At 34.1% G+C, this 17,066-nt stretch carries 18 protein-coding genes and 1 riboswitch; of the genes, 15 read left to right on the top strand and 3 right to left on the bottom strand.

All coding sequences use genetic code 11. The features are described from left to right. The first annotated feature begins 160 nt into the window (after nucleotides 1-160). From AC6BKE_RS02205 to AC6BKE_RS02185, 5 genes are all read left to right on the top strand, one after another. Nucleotides 161-1,459, top strand: a complete 1,299-nt coding sequence (locus tag AC6BKE_RS02205) for a S1C family serine protease (RefSeq protein WP_036119381.1) — start codon at nucleotides 161-163, stop codon at nucleotides 1,457-1,459. Between the two features lie 244 nt (nucleotides 1,460-1,703). After that, nucleotides 1,704-1,868: a CxxH/CxxC protein gene (locus tag AC6BKE_RS02200; protein ID WP_499855746.1), complete on the top strand. Its 165-nt coding sequence runs from the start codon at nucleotides 1,704-1,706 to the stop codon at nucleotides 1,866-1,868. Between the two features lie 90 nt (nucleotides 1,869-1,958). Continuing rightward, nucleotides 1,959-2,438, top strand: coding sequence for a 23S rRNA (pseudouridine(1915)-N(3))-methyltransferase RlmH (gene rlmH / locus AC6BKE_RS02195; RefSeq protein ID WP_036119387.1), 480 nt, complete (start codon nucleotides 1,959-1,961; stop codon nucleotides 2,436-2,438). 210 nt (nucleotides 2,439-2,648) lie between these two features. After that, nucleotides 2,649-3,590 (top strand): protein kinase domain-containing protein, encoded by a 942-nt coding sequence (locus AC6BKE_RS02190; RefSeq protein WP_499855745.1) that lies wholly within the window; start codon nucleotides 2,649-2,651, stop codon nucleotides 3,588-3,590. Further along, nucleotides 3,590-4,795, top strand: coding sequence for a hypothetical protein (locus tag AC6BKE_RS02185; protein ID WP_499855744.1), 1,206 nt, complete (start codon nucleotides 3,590-3,592; stop codon nucleotides 4,793-4,795). The genes AC6BKE_RS02190 and AC6BKE_RS02185 overlap by 1 nt, the downstream gene beginning before the upstream one ends. Nucleotides 4,796-4,842: 47 nt before the next feature. Here AC6BKE_RS02185 and AC6BKE_RS02180 read toward each other — a convergent pair whose 3' ends face one another. Both AC6BKE_RS02180 and AC6BKE_RS02175 read right to left on the bottom strand, forming a co-directional pair. Further along, the gene (locus AC6BKE_RS02180; protein ID WP_499855742.1) at nucleotides 4,843-5,523 is read right to left on the bottom strand and encodes a hypothetical protein; all 681 of its coding nucleotides are present in this window, start codon (nucleotides 5,521-5,523) and stop codon (nucleotides 4,843-4,845) included. Nucleotides 5,524-5,992: 469 nt separating this feature from the next. After that, the gene (locus tag AC6BKE_RS02175; RefSeq protein WP_286923200.1) at nucleotides 5,993-6,217 is read right to left on the bottom strand and encodes a helix-turn-helix domain-containing protein; all 225 of its coding nucleotides are present in this window, start codon (nucleotides 6,215-6,217) and stop codon (nucleotides 5,993-5,995) included. Between the two features lie 145 nt (nucleotides 6,218-6,362). Between AC6BKE_RS02175 and AC6BKE_RS02170 the strand changes: the two genes are divergently transcribed. The 8 genes from AC6BKE_RS02170 (at nucleotide 6,363) to AC6BKE_RS02135 (ending at nucleotide 12,065) form a co-directional block, all read left to right on the top strand. After that, entirely contained in the window at nucleotides 6,363-6,776 is a 414-nt protein-coding gene (locus AC6BKE_RS02170; protein ID WP_499855741.1) for a hypothetical protein, read from the top strand. Between the two features lie 150 nt (nucleotides 6,777-6,926). After that, nucleotides 6,927-7,094 (top strand): hypothetical protein, encoded by a 168-nt coding sequence (locus AC6BKE_RS02165; RefSeq protein ID WP_499855739.1) that lies wholly within the window; start codon nucleotides 6,927-6,929, stop codon nucleotides 7,092-7,094. Nucleotides 7,095-7,761: 667 nt separating this feature from the next. Next, entirely contained in the window at nucleotides 7,762-8,643 is an 882-nt protein-coding gene (locus AC6BKE_RS02160) for a DUF6414 family protein (protein WP_499855737.1), read from the top strand. Nucleotides 8,644-8,832: 189 nt separating this feature from the next. Further along, a riboswitch (PreQ1 riboswitch) is annotated at nucleotides 8,833-8,879 on the top strand. Between the two features lie 127 nt (nucleotides 8,880-9,006). Continuing rightward, nucleotides 9,007-9,507, top strand: coding sequence for a preQ(1) synthase (queF, locus tag AC6BKE_RS02155; protein ID WP_342535200.1), 501 nt, complete (start codon nucleotides 9,007-9,009; stop codon nucleotides 9,505-9,507). A gap of 119 nt (nucleotides 9,508-9,626) precedes the next feature. Beyond that, complete coding sequence (gene queC, locus AC6BKE_RS02150) at nucleotides 9,627-10,286, top strand: 7-cyano-7-deazaguanine synthase QueC (RefSeq protein ID WP_499855734.1); 660 nt, start codon at nucleotides 9,627-9,629, stop codon at nucleotides 10,284-10,286. Between the two features lie 3 nt (nucleotides 10,287-10,289). Beyond that, nucleotides 10,290-10,763 (top strand): 6-carboxytetrahydropterin synthase QueD, encoded by a 474-nt coding sequence (gene queD, locus AC6BKE_RS02145; RefSeq protein WP_342504309.1) that lies wholly within the window; start codon nucleotides 10,290-10,292, stop codon nucleotides 10,761-10,763. After that, complete coding sequence (gene queE / locus AC6BKE_RS02140) at nucleotides 10,756-11,484, top strand: 7-carboxy-7-deazaguanine synthase QueE (RefSeq protein WP_499855733.1); 729 nt, start codon at nucleotides 10,756-10,758, stop codon at nucleotides 11,482-11,484. Before queD ends, queE begins: the two co-directional genes overlap by 8 nt. A 41-nt stretch (nucleotides 11,485-11,525) precedes the next feature. Further along, the gene (locus AC6BKE_RS02135) at nucleotides 11,526-12,065 is read left to right on the top strand and encodes a VUT family protein (RefSeq protein WP_101966857.1); all 540 of its coding nucleotides are present in this window, start codon (nucleotides 11,526-11,528) and stop codon (nucleotides 12,063-12,065) included. 156 nt (nucleotides 12,066-12,221) lie between these two features. On the opposite strand, the gene AC6BKE_RS02130 is transcribed toward AC6BKE_RS02135, so the two are convergent. Continuing rightward, a complete protein-coding gene (locus tag AC6BKE_RS02130) occupies nucleotides 12,222-13,412 on the bottom strand; it encodes an MFS transporter (RefSeq protein ID WP_036119412.1) in 1,191 nt (396 codons plus the stop codon). Nucleotides 13,413-13,766: 354 nt separating this feature from the next. On the opposite strand from AC6BKE_RS02130, the gene AC6BKE_RS02125 reads away from it, so the two are divergent. Next, the gene (locus tag AC6BKE_RS02125) at nucleotides 13,767-14,579 is read left to right on the top strand and encodes an MBL fold metallo-hydrolase (protein WP_499855731.1); all 813 of its coding nucleotides are present in this window, start codon (nucleotides 13,767-13,769) and stop codon (nucleotides 14,577-14,579) included. A gap of 608 nt (nucleotides 14,580-15,187) precedes the next feature. Continuing rightward, entirely contained in the window at nucleotides 15,188-17,020 is a 1,833-nt protein-coding gene (locus AC6BKE_RS02120; protein WP_499855729.1) for an S-layer homology domain-containing protein, read from the top strand. Nucleotides 17,021-17,066 lie beyond the last annotated feature (46 nt).

The following is a 17,066-nucleotide window of genomic DNA, read 5'->3' as shown; positions in this document are numbered from 1 at the left end:
GCTATTTAGGCAAAACTTGGAGCTGTTCAAGGCATTTTAAAAAATGCTTTGGGCAGCTATTTTTATGCCCATTTTATTTGTTTTTCATCTGATTTTAATGTTTGAATTGTAAGATTAGGGTAACAATTAACAAATAGCACTAAAGGAAAGGATGAGGAACTTGAGTTATTTCCAAGATGATGATAAAAACAGTGATTTCTTAAAAAATGATGAAGTACCGAAATCACCTCTTCAAGAAAGATTAGAGCGTGAGGAGCAAGAAATGCAAGCCAAGCGGCATAAAAAGAAAGGCGGTGGCGGAGGAAAGGGAGGCTATTTCTTTAGTGGTCTTATCGGTGTGATTATAGGTGCTTTACTTGTATGGCTTATGTTACCTGGACTAGTCAATCAAATGCCTGGGACAACATCAAGTGGTACAGGAAAAAATAACACAACGATAAACCAAGTTGCGACAGAGATAACAACCGATGTGACATCCGCAGTAGATAAAGCTTCAGCAGCCGTTGTGGGTATTACGAATATTCAAGAAATAACGAGTGGAGGCTTTTGGAGTCCACCATCAACAACGACAAAAGAAGCAGGAAGCGGTTCAGGTGTTGTTTATAAAATCGAAGGAGATAAAGCCTTTATCGTTACAAACAACCATGTGATTGAAGGTGCAAAACAGTTAGAGGTCACAATGCCAGACGGAACGAAAGAACCAGCTCAATTAGTAGGTCATGATGTTTGGACAGACCTTGCTGTTATTTCTATTAGCGCTAAAAATGTAAAAACAGTTGCGACATTCGGTAATTCTGATGTATTAAAACAAGGCGAAACAGTTATTGCAATTGGGAATCCCCTTGGCTTAGATTTCTACGGCTCAGTTACAACAGGTGTAGTTTCTGGGAAAGACCGTTCTGTACCAGTAGACTTAAATGGTGATGGTACGGAAGATTGGCAACAAGAAGTATTACAAACAGATGCTGCGATTAACCCAGGAAATAGTGGTGGAGCCCTTGTCAACTTAGCTGGAGAATTAGTAGGGATTAACTCCATGAAAATCGCTCAATCCTCCGTGGAAGGTTTAGGATTCTCTATTCCCATTAATTCAGCTATTCCAATTATCGAGGAATTAGAGAAAAATGGTGAAATGAAACGTCCAACAATGGGAGTGTCACTAGCAGATCTAACAGATGTCCCATCATTCTATCAGCAACAAACATTAAAATTACCTGCAGAGGTGACAACAGGTGTTGTTGTAACAGATGTCATGAATAACTCAGCTGCATCAAAAGCAGGTGTTCAACAATATGATGTTATTGTGGAAATGGATGGTCAAAAGATCGAAACAACTATTGATTTACGCAAGCATTTATATAATGAGAAAAAAATTGGTGATAAACTAACATTAAAAGTTTACCGTCAAGGTAAATTAGTCGAGCTATCACTAACATTAACAAACGGTAATACATTGTAAAGAATATAAAGAGCGATGGAGATCTAACAATTCTCCATCGTTTTTTTTGCGAGGATGAAGAAAGGCTTTTATGAAATATTGTGGATAACTAGAAAATTGTGAATACTATTTCTGTACAAGTAAACGTGAGAAGAAGGCACTTCTTCCATACATGCCATTCCTTTGTTACAATAGGTTGTGGATAACATAGACTGATTTGTGAATAAGTTTGTGGAAATTTCGGAAAATAAGGAGACGTAAAAAAATGGAAAAATACAGTTGTGAAAGCCATATAGAACACGCTTTAGACATGTTTGTAGCAGAGCAAAAAGTGTTCCCAATTATGGATAAAATCAAAGAAGATAAAAAGTTATCCACAAAGTGTAACTACTGTGAACAGCCAGCAGAATATATTGTATCAAGTAAATAACTTTACACAATATATAGAAGTAGCTTGTGGATATGTTGATAACTTTTGTGGATAATTTGTTTGTAAATGAATTGTAAAGGTGGATAACGTGTGAATATAACGATTGTATCAGTCGGCAAACTAAAAGAAAAGTACTTAAAAATGGGAATCGATGAGTACGTAAAACGACTTGGCGGCTATGCAAAAATGGATTTGATTGAAGTACCAGACGAAAAGGCACCTGAACAACTAAGTGAAGCCGAAATGGACATCGTCAAGAAAAAGGAAGGCGAACGCATACTAGCCAAAATAAGCCCAGATGCCTACGTCATCGCCCTAGCCATCAACGGCAAAATGAAAACCTCCGAACAAATGGCAGCCGATATCGAATCCCTCATGACCTACGGCAAAAGCAAAATCACCTTCGTCATCGGCGGCTCCCTCGGCCTACATGATGACGTGCTAAAACGTTCTGATGAACAACAATCTTTCGGTAAAATGACGCTCCCTCACCAGCTCATGAAGCTCGTGCTAGTCGAGCAGGTTTATCGGAGTTTTAGGATTATGAAGGGTGAACCGTATCACAAGTGATAGTAAAGCGGAAGTTTGAGATAGAAATTTTTTATTGAATAGTTTCACATAAAAATCTCTTCAACAAGTTATATGAACATATTGAAGGGATTTTTTATACCAAAACATACATATTTAGAAATATACTACATTGGTAATATGATACAATAATTTATAGGTGAGAAGTAATAAAGGGATAACACTAATTTATTTTTTTGTAAAGGAGAAATTATGGATCCATACATTATAAATGATGAAGATGTTCAGAACATATTACAACAAAAAGGATTAATAGTAACATCTGTTAATAAGTTACCTAGAAGTGGGCAGAGGCAGGTATTCCAAGTAGCCCTTAGTACTGGAAATGTAAGTATGCTTAAATTTGTTGATGTTTCACCCTATATCACGTTTAACAAATTAGCATTTAGAGAAATATCAACTAGTGACTTTGAATCCGAACGAGATTATGAAATAGAGGCTAAATCTAAAAGAATTATCAGAGAGCTTAATGCATCAAAAAAATGCCCTATTCTACCCCAATTAGAGATTTTTGAAGAACATCAAATGTTAATAAGGGAAGATTACCATTTTATTTATTATTTTGAAACAAGATTTGAGGGAGATACTTTAAATAGTAGTGAGTTATATCGTAGTTCCCAAAATATTGATGCCGTTATTACATTTTTATTCCAAATGGTTAATCAAGTTAAAGTAATGCATGATAGTGGATACGTACACAGGGATTTAACTCCAAGGAATATTATATATTATAAAGGTAATTTTAAAATAATAGATGCTGGATTGGTAAAATCAAATGAAGAGGAGAAGCTTACTGGTACAAGAATGGCAATAGGAACCCCTTATTATATGGCTCCTGAGCAGGAAAAAAGAACTTCTAATTATACTTGGGACTTTAGAACAGATTTATTTCCATTGGGATTAATTGCAATAGAAATATTTCTACCAGCAACTCGGTCGATGGGGATAAACCAAATTAGAGATATGTATCACATATTCCAGCTATGGAAAGATAAAGATTCTAGTTCTAGGTCTTTAATGCTATTTAGTAAAGTAATATCTAGATTGGCAACACCACAAAGGCATCGAAGATGGTCAAATTTAGATGAATTATTATGTCAATTAGAAAATCTAATGGGTCAGGAGGAAGAATAATGATTTTTGCACAACATGGTCCTGCTTGGAAGCCAAAGATAGATAGATTTTATACTAACAAGTTAATAGACGGAGTAATTTGGGATCCAAGAGAGGAAACTATAAGTCGAATTAAGGATGTAAGGGAAGATAATGAAGCATATTCTTCTGGTAAAAATATAGTAGATTTAAAATTGTATTATAAACAATTTTCTGGATCGATACCAAAAAAATTGAATGACCTTCCTTACTTTCCTGAGCAAGATATAGATAGAAATTTTTTAAGAAACACAAGCAATATCGAAAATTTAGTAGAGAGTTCAATTGATTTTCAATTAGATTTTAATGTAAATGCATTAATGGCTCCGTCTCTATATTTATATAGTTTTAATGATCGAATAGTTGATAAACTTTTCGATATGTGGGAGATTTTTAGCGAGGAAGTATCTGATAGAGGAATAGAAGCTGAGAAATACGTTTCAATTATTTTTAGCGAAAATGCTCTTGAAAATAAATCATATATTGCTGACTTTTTAGACGATTTTAGTGATATATCTCATAAATTCCAAGGTATATATATTACTATTGATCGGGAGAATAATAATAAACATAGGCATGATTTTAATCCAACTCGACTACAAAATATGCTTCAATTTATCTATGATTTAAAAAATCTTGGTTTAAAGGTTATCATTGGTTATGTGGGGATAGAGAGTATCCTATATTTTGCAGTTGGAGCTGAGGCAATTGGTACAGGCTGGTTTTACTCATTAAGAAACTTTAATAAGGAACAAAAAGGTTTAGAACCAGTTGACGGTATGGGAAGGCAAAAGAAAAGATATACTTCTATGAAGATGCTTTTTGAATTAGCAATAGAGGACGAAATATTTAGTATTCCTGAGAAATATAAAGAGGAAATGTATGGTAGGATTCTGTGTGATTGTGAGTTAGATGACAAAATTAACTCAGGAAATATTGAAAGTATAAACTTAAATGAAATTTATCAACAATATTTTGAGGCTTTGAAGAAAGTGGTTGAAGAAATTGTAGAAAAAGGAAGTATAGATGAAAAGTTAAGGCTAGTAAATGAAATAATTGATAAAGCAGATTCTAATATAAAACGATACAATGAACTGAATCCATTACAAAAGATTAATGGTAGGCATATAGAGAATTATAAAAATGCCTTAAATGGGTTTCAAGAGGATAACTTTATTTTTTTATAAACAGTACAAACAATAAAGAAGCTATTCCAGTTAGTAATAGCTTCTTTTTATTGAGCTGAAATAGAAAAGGTAGAAGTTTCTATTTGATACTTAGCAATACTAGAAATTAACGAAGGATTAATTGTAAATTTCAAAGTTTCCTTTTTAGGATTGAATAGGTATTCAATTTTATTATCAGAAACACCAATCAGGCCAACATTATAGGTTTGAAAATAATTTATTTTATTTTGTTTTAATTTGTATGCTAATTCAATTGGTAATACAACATAAGAATAAGACGAGAATTTTTTATTAATGGAAGCTTGAAGTATAGCTTTTTTCCATTTTTGTAATTTTGCTTCATAAGATATGAATTGTAGTATAGGGAATTCAAATTCTTCTGAGATAATGTACCGATTTGAATTAATTTCTGTGACTATGTTTGCTTTAATTAACTTAGATAATATAGAGCTTAACGTTTTCTCTCCATAATCCGTACATTTTTGTAGATAGGTGAAGGTACGAATTGCTTTTTTATGTAAAAAGGCTAATACCTTAGCAAATTGGTATGTTGAAAGTAAATTGGCTTGATCATAACTGAGTAAGTTAGAATCGTTAATAAATACCTGAACCATATCTACATTTCCGAATCGCGCATTAAACTCTGTTAGAATTTTTTCATTTTTGTTTAATTCGGCTTCTTTTAATTGTATAAATTTATTTTGTAAGCATAATTCGCTTGTAAACATTTAAAACACCTCTCATTAATCTTATATCATATTTTATAATTATGTGTAACTATATTTGATTTAATAAAAGGAAATTTATTGAGTATTTATCGGTGTTTAAATACACCCATTGATATTTAATTGCTCATAAATTAAAATCATTTTATTTTAAGTATATGATTGTTAAAGATATTCCATGCAATTCTTCAAACTATAAACAAATTAGAGAATTATTAAAATGATAGCAATCTAATGATTAAGAAAGTATTGGAGAAAGTTATGAGCAGAGAGAGCCTTTCAATAAAAAATATAAACGTAAATAACTTTTTGTTTTGAATGACATCTTGCTACAATTAGGAAGTAAAAAAAGGGCAATTGAGGTCTAAAATAAAATCTTACATTGTAATACTTGAAGAAAAAATACAAGGAGTAAATAATTTAAACATTAGAGTATATTAAAAAAAGTCGCCCTATGTATATGGAGCGACTTTTACTTGTCTTTGACTTCTATCAGGTCAATGATGTCTCTAATATCATCTAGCTCTAAAGTATCTGCGATTTTCTCTATATGACTAAAATTTATGTTTTGTCTTTTTTGATTAGCTAATTCGCTTAAAGCAGCATGGCGTATATCAGTTAATCGAGATAATTCCCTTAATGAAATTCCTCTTTGATTGACTAGTTCATGAATCTTCACTTTGACTTTTCTTGTCATAGCTCTCCCTACAATCGATTGATATTGACTATTAAGGAAAACTTACCATATACTAAATAATATAGTGGTACGCTTAAGCGTACCGATTTTTGTATGATTTTTTATAAAGAAAGACGAATACTCAAAAAGTAGGAGGAATATATTAATGAGTGAGCTAAAAATGGATGATGTATTGGTAAAGAGGAAGCCTATATGGAAAATTAAGGTTATATGGGCTATCGGAATTATCGTAGTATTATTTTTAGCCTATAAATTAGGTAGCTCTCCAAATGTACCAGAAGGTATTGGAGAAAATTATTATAGTAATGCTCTATGGGCGTTCCATGAACTAAACGTAGCGTTTGAAAATGGTGAATTTCCGAGTAATGAGGTTACAAAATCTATCTCTGATAACGCAAGAGAAGTAGAAACTAATTCGGCCAATTACACTGATAAGGAAAAATATATAAGTGAACAATTTATAAAAATGGTTCTAGGAGTAGGTGAAGGTTTGGAAGAGCAAGTATATGAAGCTCGTTCTAATCTCGCTAACGTGTTGGAAATAGAAGAAACGTATTAGAAATAGGTGGGGGGCTTATTTTAATAATATATAGAAAGTTCTCTCGATAAAAAATATATACAGCTCTCGAAATCTCTAATAACTAAGAAACTTATTTATTAGCGAGGAGAAAAAAGGGTCTCATAAATACGATAGAAAGAAGTGGAAAATATGAAGAACGCTTATGAAGAACTATCTAACGAACGAGAAGGATATGTGATGGAAAATGAAGAGAGCGGTGTGGAGATAACTTGTACTGAAAAATTTGTGAAGGCATGGGAAGAAAGAGGTTTTGTGATTATTAAAAAAGGTCTTGTTAAATTAGTTAATGAAAAATAAGCAAATCCCCAATGGCTATAAAGCCCCTTAGGTGATAACTGGTTGCTAAACTTCCAGAAACCACCTAAGGGGCTTTTGACGTAATAATTATGGTAGTTTAGCTGGGGAAGATATAAAATGGCAAATTCCTTGTTTAAAAAGCCCTTAACCATTTGAAACTAGGGATTGAGTTTGTCTTTAAATTACCAGGTTCCTTCGAAAGGAAAAAGATAGATAACGGCACTTAGTAGTTAAAGATTTTTATGTGCATTTTTATGTGTGATCGTGCTGTTAAGGATTACTGTATTTCCCACGCCTCGTTCTAAATCTATGTGGAAATATGAAACTATAAGTCGCTTTAAGGTGATAAAGCCCCACACGCCCACTTGTGTACTTTAGCGTTTTAATGCTTTAGATAAAATATAGGTGGATATTAAGAAGTAGAATGAAATTTACATCTGAATACTCTACTGAAATTTGAATGAACAGAAGCTAGAGCATATAAATGGATATAGAGAAACAGAGACACAGAAAATTGAAAAGGACTTAGTTGAAAGAAAGTGAAAAAAATAGCACTTCAGAAAGAGAATGAAATAACCAATTAATTTGCAAAAGAGTTCCCCATGATGTAAAATAGGAACAAGCGTTCCTTTTTATTTAGAGGAAAAGAAAAAATAGGGGGTATATAGTGAATAAAGAATCTAAAGGTAGTGTATTTCCAGTTACAACGTACTTAAATCAAAATGTAGTATTTGATTTATTGGCAGTTATTGAAGATGGATTTGCACAAGTAACAAATTTAAATGTCACGAACACTGATGGAAAAAATACTAATAGCAGCATTAATGGAGAGGCTGGATTTGGTTTATACGGGATAAAAACAAAAATTAAAGCAGCAATGGGTGTAGAGAAAAAATCGTTGGAAGAAAAGAATTCAAGTGAGGAAAAAGTACACACGCCAACGTCTTTATTCGCAAAATTACTTTCATATTTAGAAGAAAATCAATTAATTAACGATATTGAAGAGCAAGGAAATTTAGATAATTTAGCATCAGGGAGTTTTGTCAGATTTAATAGTAAATTGGAAAAAAACCCGTTGATTGCCCTTTTAGAATCAATTGAACAAATGATGGTCTTAGCAATGACGTTTCAACCTGCCCAAAAAAGTAACAAAAAGGATGGAAATCAAGAGATATTAAAACAAGTAAAAAGCATGAGAAATAGTTTAATGGAAAATGATAACATGGATTTAATTTGCACTATTAATGAAGAAGAATCATTAAAAGCAGTTCTTCCTGTTTATTTAAATTATTTCATTCATAAAAATACTAATGAAATCATTGATGGAAATTATACTGTTTTTGGAAAAGTTGTGAAGGTTGTTACTAATGATCAAGATGAAATTAATTTATTTAGAAATACAGCATTTAAATTATTCCAACAACAAGCTTTAGATAGCCTTCTTCAATCTATGAACACTGGATTAGATGAACAACTTGATTTTCCTAACATTGTTTCAAGAATCTCAAAACCTGCAATACTAGTAATTCCAATAGCAATTTATTCATAATCTATAAATTTGACAAAAGTTCCATATAGCTCCACTAAAGGTAATGTAAATAATGGTTCTAAACCCTTTGAATCAATTCTTTAGTAATGCTTTCAAACCACATTGCATATAGTAAAATTTTGAAAAAATCCATTTGACGTTCTGTATTATTTTTTGTACGATATTGAAGAAAAGAATGCCCGGACTAGAACGGGAGAGGTTCATAGCGGATACCCTCTATAAAAAACTATGGAAACATGACAATAATGCCATGTCCATATTGGACGTGGCTTTTTTTTATGTGTTTACGTATGTTTTAAATAGAATGCTTGGTGATGCCTCTCTTGAAAAGTGTTGGGAAACATTTTACAAGGAGGTTTTTTTATGTCTGGCCGAAGTCATGAAGAAGGATTAAAGGATTTAACCCTGTTAGGTAATCAAGGTACAAAGTATTCCTATGATTATGCACCAGAGGTATTAGAGGCAGTGGATAATCTACATGCCAATCGAGATTATTTCATTAAATTTAATTGTCCAGAGTTCACTAGTTTATGCCCGCTTACAAATCAGCCTGATTTTGCCACGATGTACATCTCGTATATCCCAGATAAAAAAATTGTTGAAAGTAAATCACTAAAGTTGTATTTATTCAGTTTTAGAAATCACGGTGATTTCCATGAAGATTGCGTTAATATCATTATGAATGACTTAATTGCATTGCTTGATCCACGATATATTGAGGTTTGGGGGAAGTTTACGCCACGTGGGGGTATTTCGATCGATCCATGGTGTAACTATGGGAAGCCAGGAACGAAATACGAGGAAATCGCCAATTATCGTTTAATGAACCACGATCTTAATCCAGAAAAAATTGATAATCGATAAATGGAGATTTAAATAGTTCCATCAAGAAAGAGGTTTTTAGCTACCCTCTTAAAAAAACTAAGAAGAAAGCAGCACTTTTTCTTAGAGTGCTGTTTTTTCGATATAAGGGAGTTTTATAGATGAAGCAGGAAAAAGCAATTGTTGTATTTAGTGGAGGTCAGGACAGTACAACTTGTTTGTTTTGGGCAAGGGAACGTTTTAAAGAGGTTGAGGCAGTCACTTTTGATTATGGTCAAAGGCATCGTCTTGAAATTGAATGTGCAAAAGAGATAGCGAGTGAACTTGGAATCAAGCATCATATTCTTGATATGTCACTCCTAAACCAACTTGCTCCGAATGCTTTGACACGACAAGATATTACAGTAGAAGACGGAGATAATGGTGAGCTGCCATCGACTTTTGTGCCTGGTCGTAATCTTCTCTTTCTTTCATTTGCTGGTGTTTTAGCGAGTCAAGTAGGAGCGAAGCATATCGTGACTGGCGTTTGTGAAACAGATTTTAGCGGATATCCGGATTGCCGAGATGTTTTTATTAAATCCTTGAATGTAACGTTAAATTTATCGATGGATGATTCTTTTGTTATTGATACACCGTTGATGTGGCTGAATAAGGCACAGACATGGGAGCTTGCTGATCGTTTTGGGGCATTGGAATTTGTTCGAGAAAGAACGTTGACTTGCTATAACGGTGTTATAGCGGATGGTTGCGGTGAATGCCCGGCCTGTAAACTGCGAAAAAAAGGGCTAGATGAGTATTTGCGTTATAGGAAGGAGTCTTAAGGCATGTCAGATTTTAAAATCGTCGATAAGCTCCAAAAAATAGATGAAGATATTCAAAAAGATCAATTGAACTATCATGCAAAGCGTGTTCTTGTAAGTAAAGAATTTACCTTTGATGCTGCTCATCATTTACATCATTATGAGGGGAAATGTAAAAACCTACATGGTCATACCTATCGTGTAGTATTGGGATTGAGTGGCTACACAGATGAACGCGGTTTGATGATTGATTTTGGCGATATAAAAAAAATATGGAAACAAAAAATAGAGATTCATTTGGATCATCGTTATTTAAATGAAACGCTTCCACCCATGAATACGACAGCAGAAAACATTGTTGTTTGGATTTATGAAAAGTTGGCAGAGGCCTTGCTTGATGAACCAAGGTATAGCGGTGCATGTGTAGAGTTTATTAGGTTATATGAAACTCCGACAAGCTATGCAGAAGCGAGACGGGAGTGGATGGAAGGTGAGTAAGGTACCTGTTATCGAGATTTTTGGACCGACGATTCAAGGTGAAGGAATGGTCGTTGGCCAGAAGACAATGTTTGTGAGAACTGCAGGTTGTGATTATTCCTGTTCTTGGTGTGATTCATCGTTTACTTGGGATGGCAGTGGAAAGCATCTGATTGTCCAAATGACAGCGGAAGAGATTTGGACTGAGTTGAAATGTCTTGGAGGCAATGGCTTCTCATTTGTCACGATTTCAGGCGGCAATCCTGCACTCAATCCACATTTAGCTGAGCTCATTGCCATTTTAAAAGAAAACAACATAAGAATTGGAGTGGAAACACAGGGAAGCAGGTGGCAAAAATGGATGCATGAAATTGATGAATTGACCATTTCTCCAAAGCCACCTAGTTCTGGAATGACCACGGACTATTCGGTGCTCTCATATATCTTCGAAAAACTTAAAAATCAAAACAGCAATCACCAGATATCTCTCAAAATAGTCGTTTTTAATCAAGAGGATTACGATTATGCTAAACAAATTCACCATCGATATCCAATGATTCCTTTTTATCTTCAAGTCGGTAATGATGATCTTATGACAACTGATAATTCACAATTAATTATGCATTTATTGGATAAATATCATGCACTGATTGATAGAGTGATGAAGGATGAAGAATTAAGAGATGTTAAAGTACTGCCACAGTTACATGCCCTTGTTTGGGGAAATAAAAGAGGCGTATAGTATGCCATTACAAAAATGTTTTTAAATTGAGGAGTAGTAGTATGAGAATATTGTTTTATTTATTATCTATTGTCATCGCTAATGTAGTAACGGCAGCATTTGCGCCATTGCACTTCGGTATGTTTATTGTTCCAATGGGGACGTTTTTAATTGGGGCAACCTTTATTTTTCGGGACCTTGTACAAAATAAATATGGTAGAGCAAAGACGTATTTATTTATTATTACAGCTTTAATTTTATCAGCAGTAGTGTCATTCCTACTGGGGGATACACTTTTGATTGTGGTAGCGTCAGCACTATCATTTGTTGTCGCTGAAACAGCTGATACAGAAATCTATACTCGATTAAAATTACCAATGGCTTGGCGCGTGTTCTACAGTGGTCTTGTTGGAGGATTTTTGGATTCTGCAATTTTCGTAGTAATCGGCTTGAGTCCACTTGGAGCTAATATATTACCTTGGGAAGCCGTACCAGCCGCCATTTTCGGACAAATTGTTGTGAAGACAATTATTCAAATGTTTGGCGCAATGATTTTAAATCAAGTTGGTACAATGAAAGAAAAACATCTAACTACAGGATAACTCGTTGAAAACATTGATTAGGCATATTCCACAAGAGATGCCGTTCATTTTGACGAGACAGAGCGATAAGTAAAACAGGCAGATTCGCTTTATAATGCGAATCTGCCTAGTTTAATTTTAAAGGTCTTATTGCATTTTCAATTGTTTCTATCATTTTTATGCTGATTTCTCTAGTTTTTGATCTAAATGGTGACTAAGAAAAGTTAGCAAACTTGCACAGACGGCAACAATCCCACCGACCCATGTAACATTCATTAAATTTCCCTGATGATAAACAATTCCACCTAATGCAGAACCAAAAGCGATACCTACGTTACTTGCTACAGGCATAAGTGAAGCAGCCAATCCTTTCGCACTGGGTTGGTAAATTTCAGCGAGGTCTATTAAATAAAGCTGAGTAGATGTTGTTAAGAGGATAGCCATTAATGACATTAAGCCAATATTGACCAGCCCTAAAATAAAATGATTTGTAGTCCAAAATAAACTTGTCAGAACAATAGCCTGCACAAGAAAAACAAAGCGAAGGCGACCGATAGCATTATGACTGGCAATTTTACTGGCGAGGATATTGCTGAAAATCGAAATAAACCCATAACCAAATAAGATTAGACTAATAGAATTATTTGGTGCTCCCATTCCCTTCAAAATAGGAACAAGGTACGTAAAGACAGCGTAAGTTGCCCCAAATCCTAGAGCAGGAATGAAAAAGGCCATTAAAATACGCGGCTTGATCATTAAAGAAAACTGATCCCGTATCGAACTACGTACTTGGCTGAGTTGATTAGGTAAGACAAAAAAGGATGCCAAAAACGCCAAACCACCTAGAAAGGTTGTTAACATGAAAGTGGCATTCCAACCATACCAGTCTGCGATTACAATACCAATTGGTACTCCAACGACATTTGCTAGTGTGAAACCACCAAAAACGAATGATATAGCAAGTCCGCGTTTGTTTATGGGCATGGTTTCGCTTGCAACAATCATGGCTAGAGAGATTAATACTCCTGTTACAATCGCTGTCATAATACGAAGTACAAGCAGCATGATGTAGCTCGTTGAAATGACGCAAAAAGCATTGAGGACGATGAAAGAAAGGATCAAAAACAACATCCATTTACGCTTTGGAAAATGACTTGTTGCTGACATCACTAGTGGTGTGGCAATAGCAAATGTAATGGCAAATGCAGAAACAAGTGTGCCTGCTTTTGCATTAGTCATTTGAAGGCTTGAGGAAATATCAGTTAAGATTCCGACTATAACAAATTCGCTTGTCCCTAGTACAAATGTCAATAACGTAAGTGTTAAAATGAGTAACCAATGTCGCTTGGATAATTGTGAGTTGTGCATAGATACCTCTTTCTAAGATGAATATAAATGTGTAGTAGATAAACAACCTAAACATCATATCATAAAATATTTTAGCGAGAAAAAATCTTTCTAGATTAAATCGGAATGAATGGATTCTCAAAATCGACAAAACTACAGAGAAATCACATTCTGTTGCTAATCCTAAAGGATATCAATAAAGATGCTTTTGTATTAAATATGTACATAAAAAATAATTCCTAGTACCTTCCACTTTTCCTTAAAGAAGGAATTTACTGATTTTGCTCGAACTCTATAAATAAGAAATTCCTGTTCAAAATCTAAAATACTCACTTAAAGATGCTCCCTTTTAAAAGGGGAAAAGGAAGGTTCATGATGATTCAATTCCAAAAAGATAATATTACTGTTTTTCAAAGTGCATTGTATATGACTACTTCGGTTATCATTCAAACGAATGAAGCGATAATTATGACAGATCCTAATTGGTTACCTAGCGAAATTGAGGAAATTCAGGCTTACATAAACAACATGAAGGGTGATAAGCAACTATATATTATTTACACTCATAGCGATTTTGACCATATTATTGGTTCAGGGGCCTTTCCAGGAGCAAAGGTAATTGCATCTAAACAATTTGATAAAAACCCGAACAAAGCAAAAGGCATTCAAAAAATCAAACAATTTGATCAAAGTTATTATATACAGAGGAGCTATTCCCCTGTATATCCAACAGTAGATATTGTCGTTTCAGAGGATGGGCAAACATTAGAGTTAGATTCGATAACTATGACATTTTATCAAGCACCTGGTCATACGGATGATGGTTTATTTACAGTGATAGAGCCGTATGGGCTATTTCTTTCGGGAGATTACTTGTCAGATATTGAGTTTCCTTTCATCTTTAGCAGTTATAAAGACTATGTCAATACTATTCGTAAAGCTGAAGATATTTTACTGCATCATCAAATAACAACCCATATACCAGGACACGGAACGACAACACAGAACCAACAAGAAATCCAAAAAAGGATTCATTTTTCTAAACATTACTTAGCACAGCTTCCGCAGGATAACGGAGAGTTAGAGAAATGTTTAAGGGAAGAGTATTCGTTTTTTGAAGGAATAAAAAGCATTCATACTGACAATAAAAAGATGATCAATAAAGAATGTTCAGAAGAGAATCTGTAGTCGATAATCTTTTGAGATGTATTACAAGTAAAACAAAAAGGAGATTGGCTTAGTACCCATAGAAAAAACACCTCCACGTTGAATGTTTTGTATTTAATACCCGTTTTTCAACGAAAGGTGTTTTTATTTGTCTCCTTTTTTTAGGTCAGTGCGAGATGGATACTCACTGGCTTTTTTCCTATTAAGGATATGACATTGAGGTTAACTTTAAGGTAAGAGTATTATCTACGTTCAGGCAAATGTGCCAACTCCTCGGTTATTTCAGCCCTCCCGTACAAAAGTTGTAGAGGTTTTACTTTTGTGTCGGGCCTTTCAATGTCTAATAGAGGTGAGGGCACAATTGCTCTTTAGTTCATGTGAAAATGTAATTACAGAAAATGATGTTTTATTATAAAACTACTATTCTAAATAATATTGTAAAAGTTTAATATAAAAATTTTACGAAAAATTTAGAATATTAATATTAAATAACAATATATTTATTATTTTTCTGTTAAAATTACTATGTTAAACAATATTTTGGCAATGTTTAATCATTACAATTAATTGTATTGATTGGATTCAAAATCATCCTTATTAAATAGGAATGGGGAGGTATTACTCTAAGTATGCGTAAATGGGGAAAATCGAAGTATTTAAAAGCAATAACAGCAATGGCATTAACGGCTTCAGCGGTAGTAGTAGCACCGATTGCATCTGAAGCTAGTAGTTTCAAGGATGTACAACGAACGCATCCATTTTATGACGAGATTAAAAATTTAAATGATCGTGGCATTATTAATGGGTTCCAAGATGGGACATTTAAACCTGAGCAAAACATAACACGTGGACAAGTTGCTAAAATTATTACGGGTGTATTAGGACTGGATACATCGAATGTTAGCAATCCAAACTTTAAAGATATTCCTACTAATCATGTATATTTTGGTGCAATTGCTGCATTAAAGGAAAAGGGGATTATTAATGGTTATGAGGATGGAACATTCCGTCAGGATGAATTTATACAACGTAACCATGTAGCAAAAATTGTAGCGAACGCTTTTAATTTAAAAGCTTCAAATACGAATTCATTACCGTTCACTGATGTGCGTGCAGATTATAAAGAAGCGATTGCTGCTTTATATGAAAACAACGTAACGACTGGTAAGACAGCTACATTATTTGATGGTTCTTCCAATGTAACACGAGGACAACTGGCTGCATTTATTACTCGTTCAGAAGCTGTTAGTAATCCGACTACTCAACCTTCTCAAAGTGTAACGTTTAAAGTTGAAAAATATACAGCGAATGAAATTGCTATTAATGGTAAAACTTATTTATTTGGTGATTCAGTAAAGTCAATTTTTACAACTAAAAATAAAACCGCACTAACAGGAGCAAAAATTACAGCAACTATTGAAAATGGGATTATAACAAAAGTAAATAATGTTGTTTTAAATAAGGCAGGTTCAGCAGAGATGGGCGTTGTATTCAATACAAATGCAACGCTCGATTCGATAACAATTAACGCAGATGGTGTGACCGTTAAAAATGTATCAGTTACAGGAAATGTAATCATTACCTCAAATGTTAAGAAGAAAATGGAATTTGATGGTGCTACAATTACTGGCGATTTAATTATAGCTGATGCAATTGATGGTCAAAGTACACTTGTATTGAAAATCAAAAATTCGCACACAGAAAAAGTACAAGTCAAGCGTCAAAATATTTCGATTGTGACGGACACGGTGATTCCTGAAATTATCATAGCAGCTACCATTACTGCTATAAATATTGACGGATCAGCAACGAAGGTAACAATTGAATCTACGGCAAAACTGAATATGACTGGGAATGTAAAGTTTGAACGATTGTGGCTTCCTACTGCAGTGGAGTTAGAATTGAATGCTGTTGGTTTAGTGAAATATTTAACGGTTCTAAACGCTGATGCCCGAATTACAATCGGTTCAGGTTTACTAATAAATGACTTGTCGATTCCAGCAGGTTCAACGGTAACAAAAATTATGACCAACTATGCCTCGGTTGCTTCCCAAATTAAAGCCATTATTGGAGGTTCTTCGCCAAGTACAGGGGTTCCAAACGCAGGTGGAGGAAATGTAGCACCCGATCCGGTTGTTCCACCAGAAAAAGTGAATGAATTTAATGTAAAGAATGCCGAGGAATTAAAACAAGCATTAAATAAAGCGAAAGCAGGTGACTTGATAAGGTTAACAGCTCCAGTGACTGCAGATGTAACGCTAACAGATTTAGTAATGATTGATTTGAATGGTCAAACCTTGAATGGGAATGTAACGCTAACAGTACCTACAGCTTCAGGGAGGTACTCTTTAATGCCATCTGGTAGTACTGGTACTATTGCAGGGGATTTAATCATTGCTGCACCAAATGTGAATATCAGTTTAGATGGGTTAACCGTTGAAGGGAACACAATAATTGAATAATAACTTCTAGTAAATTCCTTTGTAAGATAGGGAAAAAGTTGATTGT

The organism is Lysinibacillus sp. COL-1 (assembly GCF_059814265.1).
This window is presented reverse-complemented; position numbering and strand designations above follow the sequence as displayed.

Coding starts and splice junctions, on each gene's coding strand:
- queC (WP_499855734.1), top strand. CDS start 9,627: ATGAAGCAGGAAAAAGCAATTGTTGTATTTAGTGGAGGTCAGGACAGT.
- AC6BKE_RS02190 (WP_499855745.1), top strand. CDS start 2,649: ATGGATCCATACATTATAAATGATGAAGATGTTCAGAACATATTACAA.
- queD (WP_342504309.1), top strand. CDS start 10,290: ATGTCAGATTTTAAAATCGTCGATAAGCTCCAAAAAATAGATGAAGAT.
- AC6BKE_RS02170 (WP_499855741.1), top strand. CDS start 6,363: ATGAGTGAGCTAAAAATGGATGATGTATTGGTAAAGAGGAAGCCTATA.
- AC6BKE_RS02130 (WP_036119412.1), bottom strand. CDS start 13,412: ATGCACAACTCACAATTATCCAAGCGACATTGGTTACTCATTTTAACA.
- AC6BKE_RS02165 (WP_499855739.1), top strand. CDS start 6,927: ATGAAGAACGCTTATGAAGAACTATCTAACGAACGAGAAGGATATGTG.
- AC6BKE_RS02180 (WP_499855742.1), bottom strand. CDS start 5,523: ATGTTTACAAGCGAATTATGCTTACAAAATAAATTTATACAATTAAAA.
- queF (WP_342535200.1), top strand. CDS start 9,007: ATGTCTGGCCGAAGTCATGAAGAAGGATTAAAGGATTTAACCCTGTTA.
- AC6BKE_RS02135 (WP_101966857.1), top strand. CDS start 11,526: ATGAGAATATTGTTTTATTTATTATCTATTGTCATCGCTAATGTAGTA.
- AC6BKE_RS02120 (WP_499855729.1), top strand. CDS start 15,188: ATGCGTAAATGGGGAAAATCGAAGTATTTAAAAGCAATAACAGCAATG.
- AC6BKE_RS02175 (WP_286923200.1), bottom strand. CDS start 6,217: ATGACAAGAAAAGTCAAAGTGAAGATTCATGAACTAGTCAATCAAAGA.
- AC6BKE_RS02200 (WP_499855746.1), top strand. CDS start 1,704: ATGGAAAAATACAGTTGTGAAAGCCATATAGAACACGCTTTAGACATG.
- AC6BKE_RS02185 (WP_499855744.1), top strand. CDS start 3,590: ATGATTTTTGCACAACATGGTCCTGCTTGGAAGCCAAAGATAGATAGA.
- AC6BKE_RS02125 (WP_499855731.1), top strand. CDS start 13,767: ATGATTCAATTCCAAAAAGATAATATTACTGTTTTTCAAAGTGCATTG.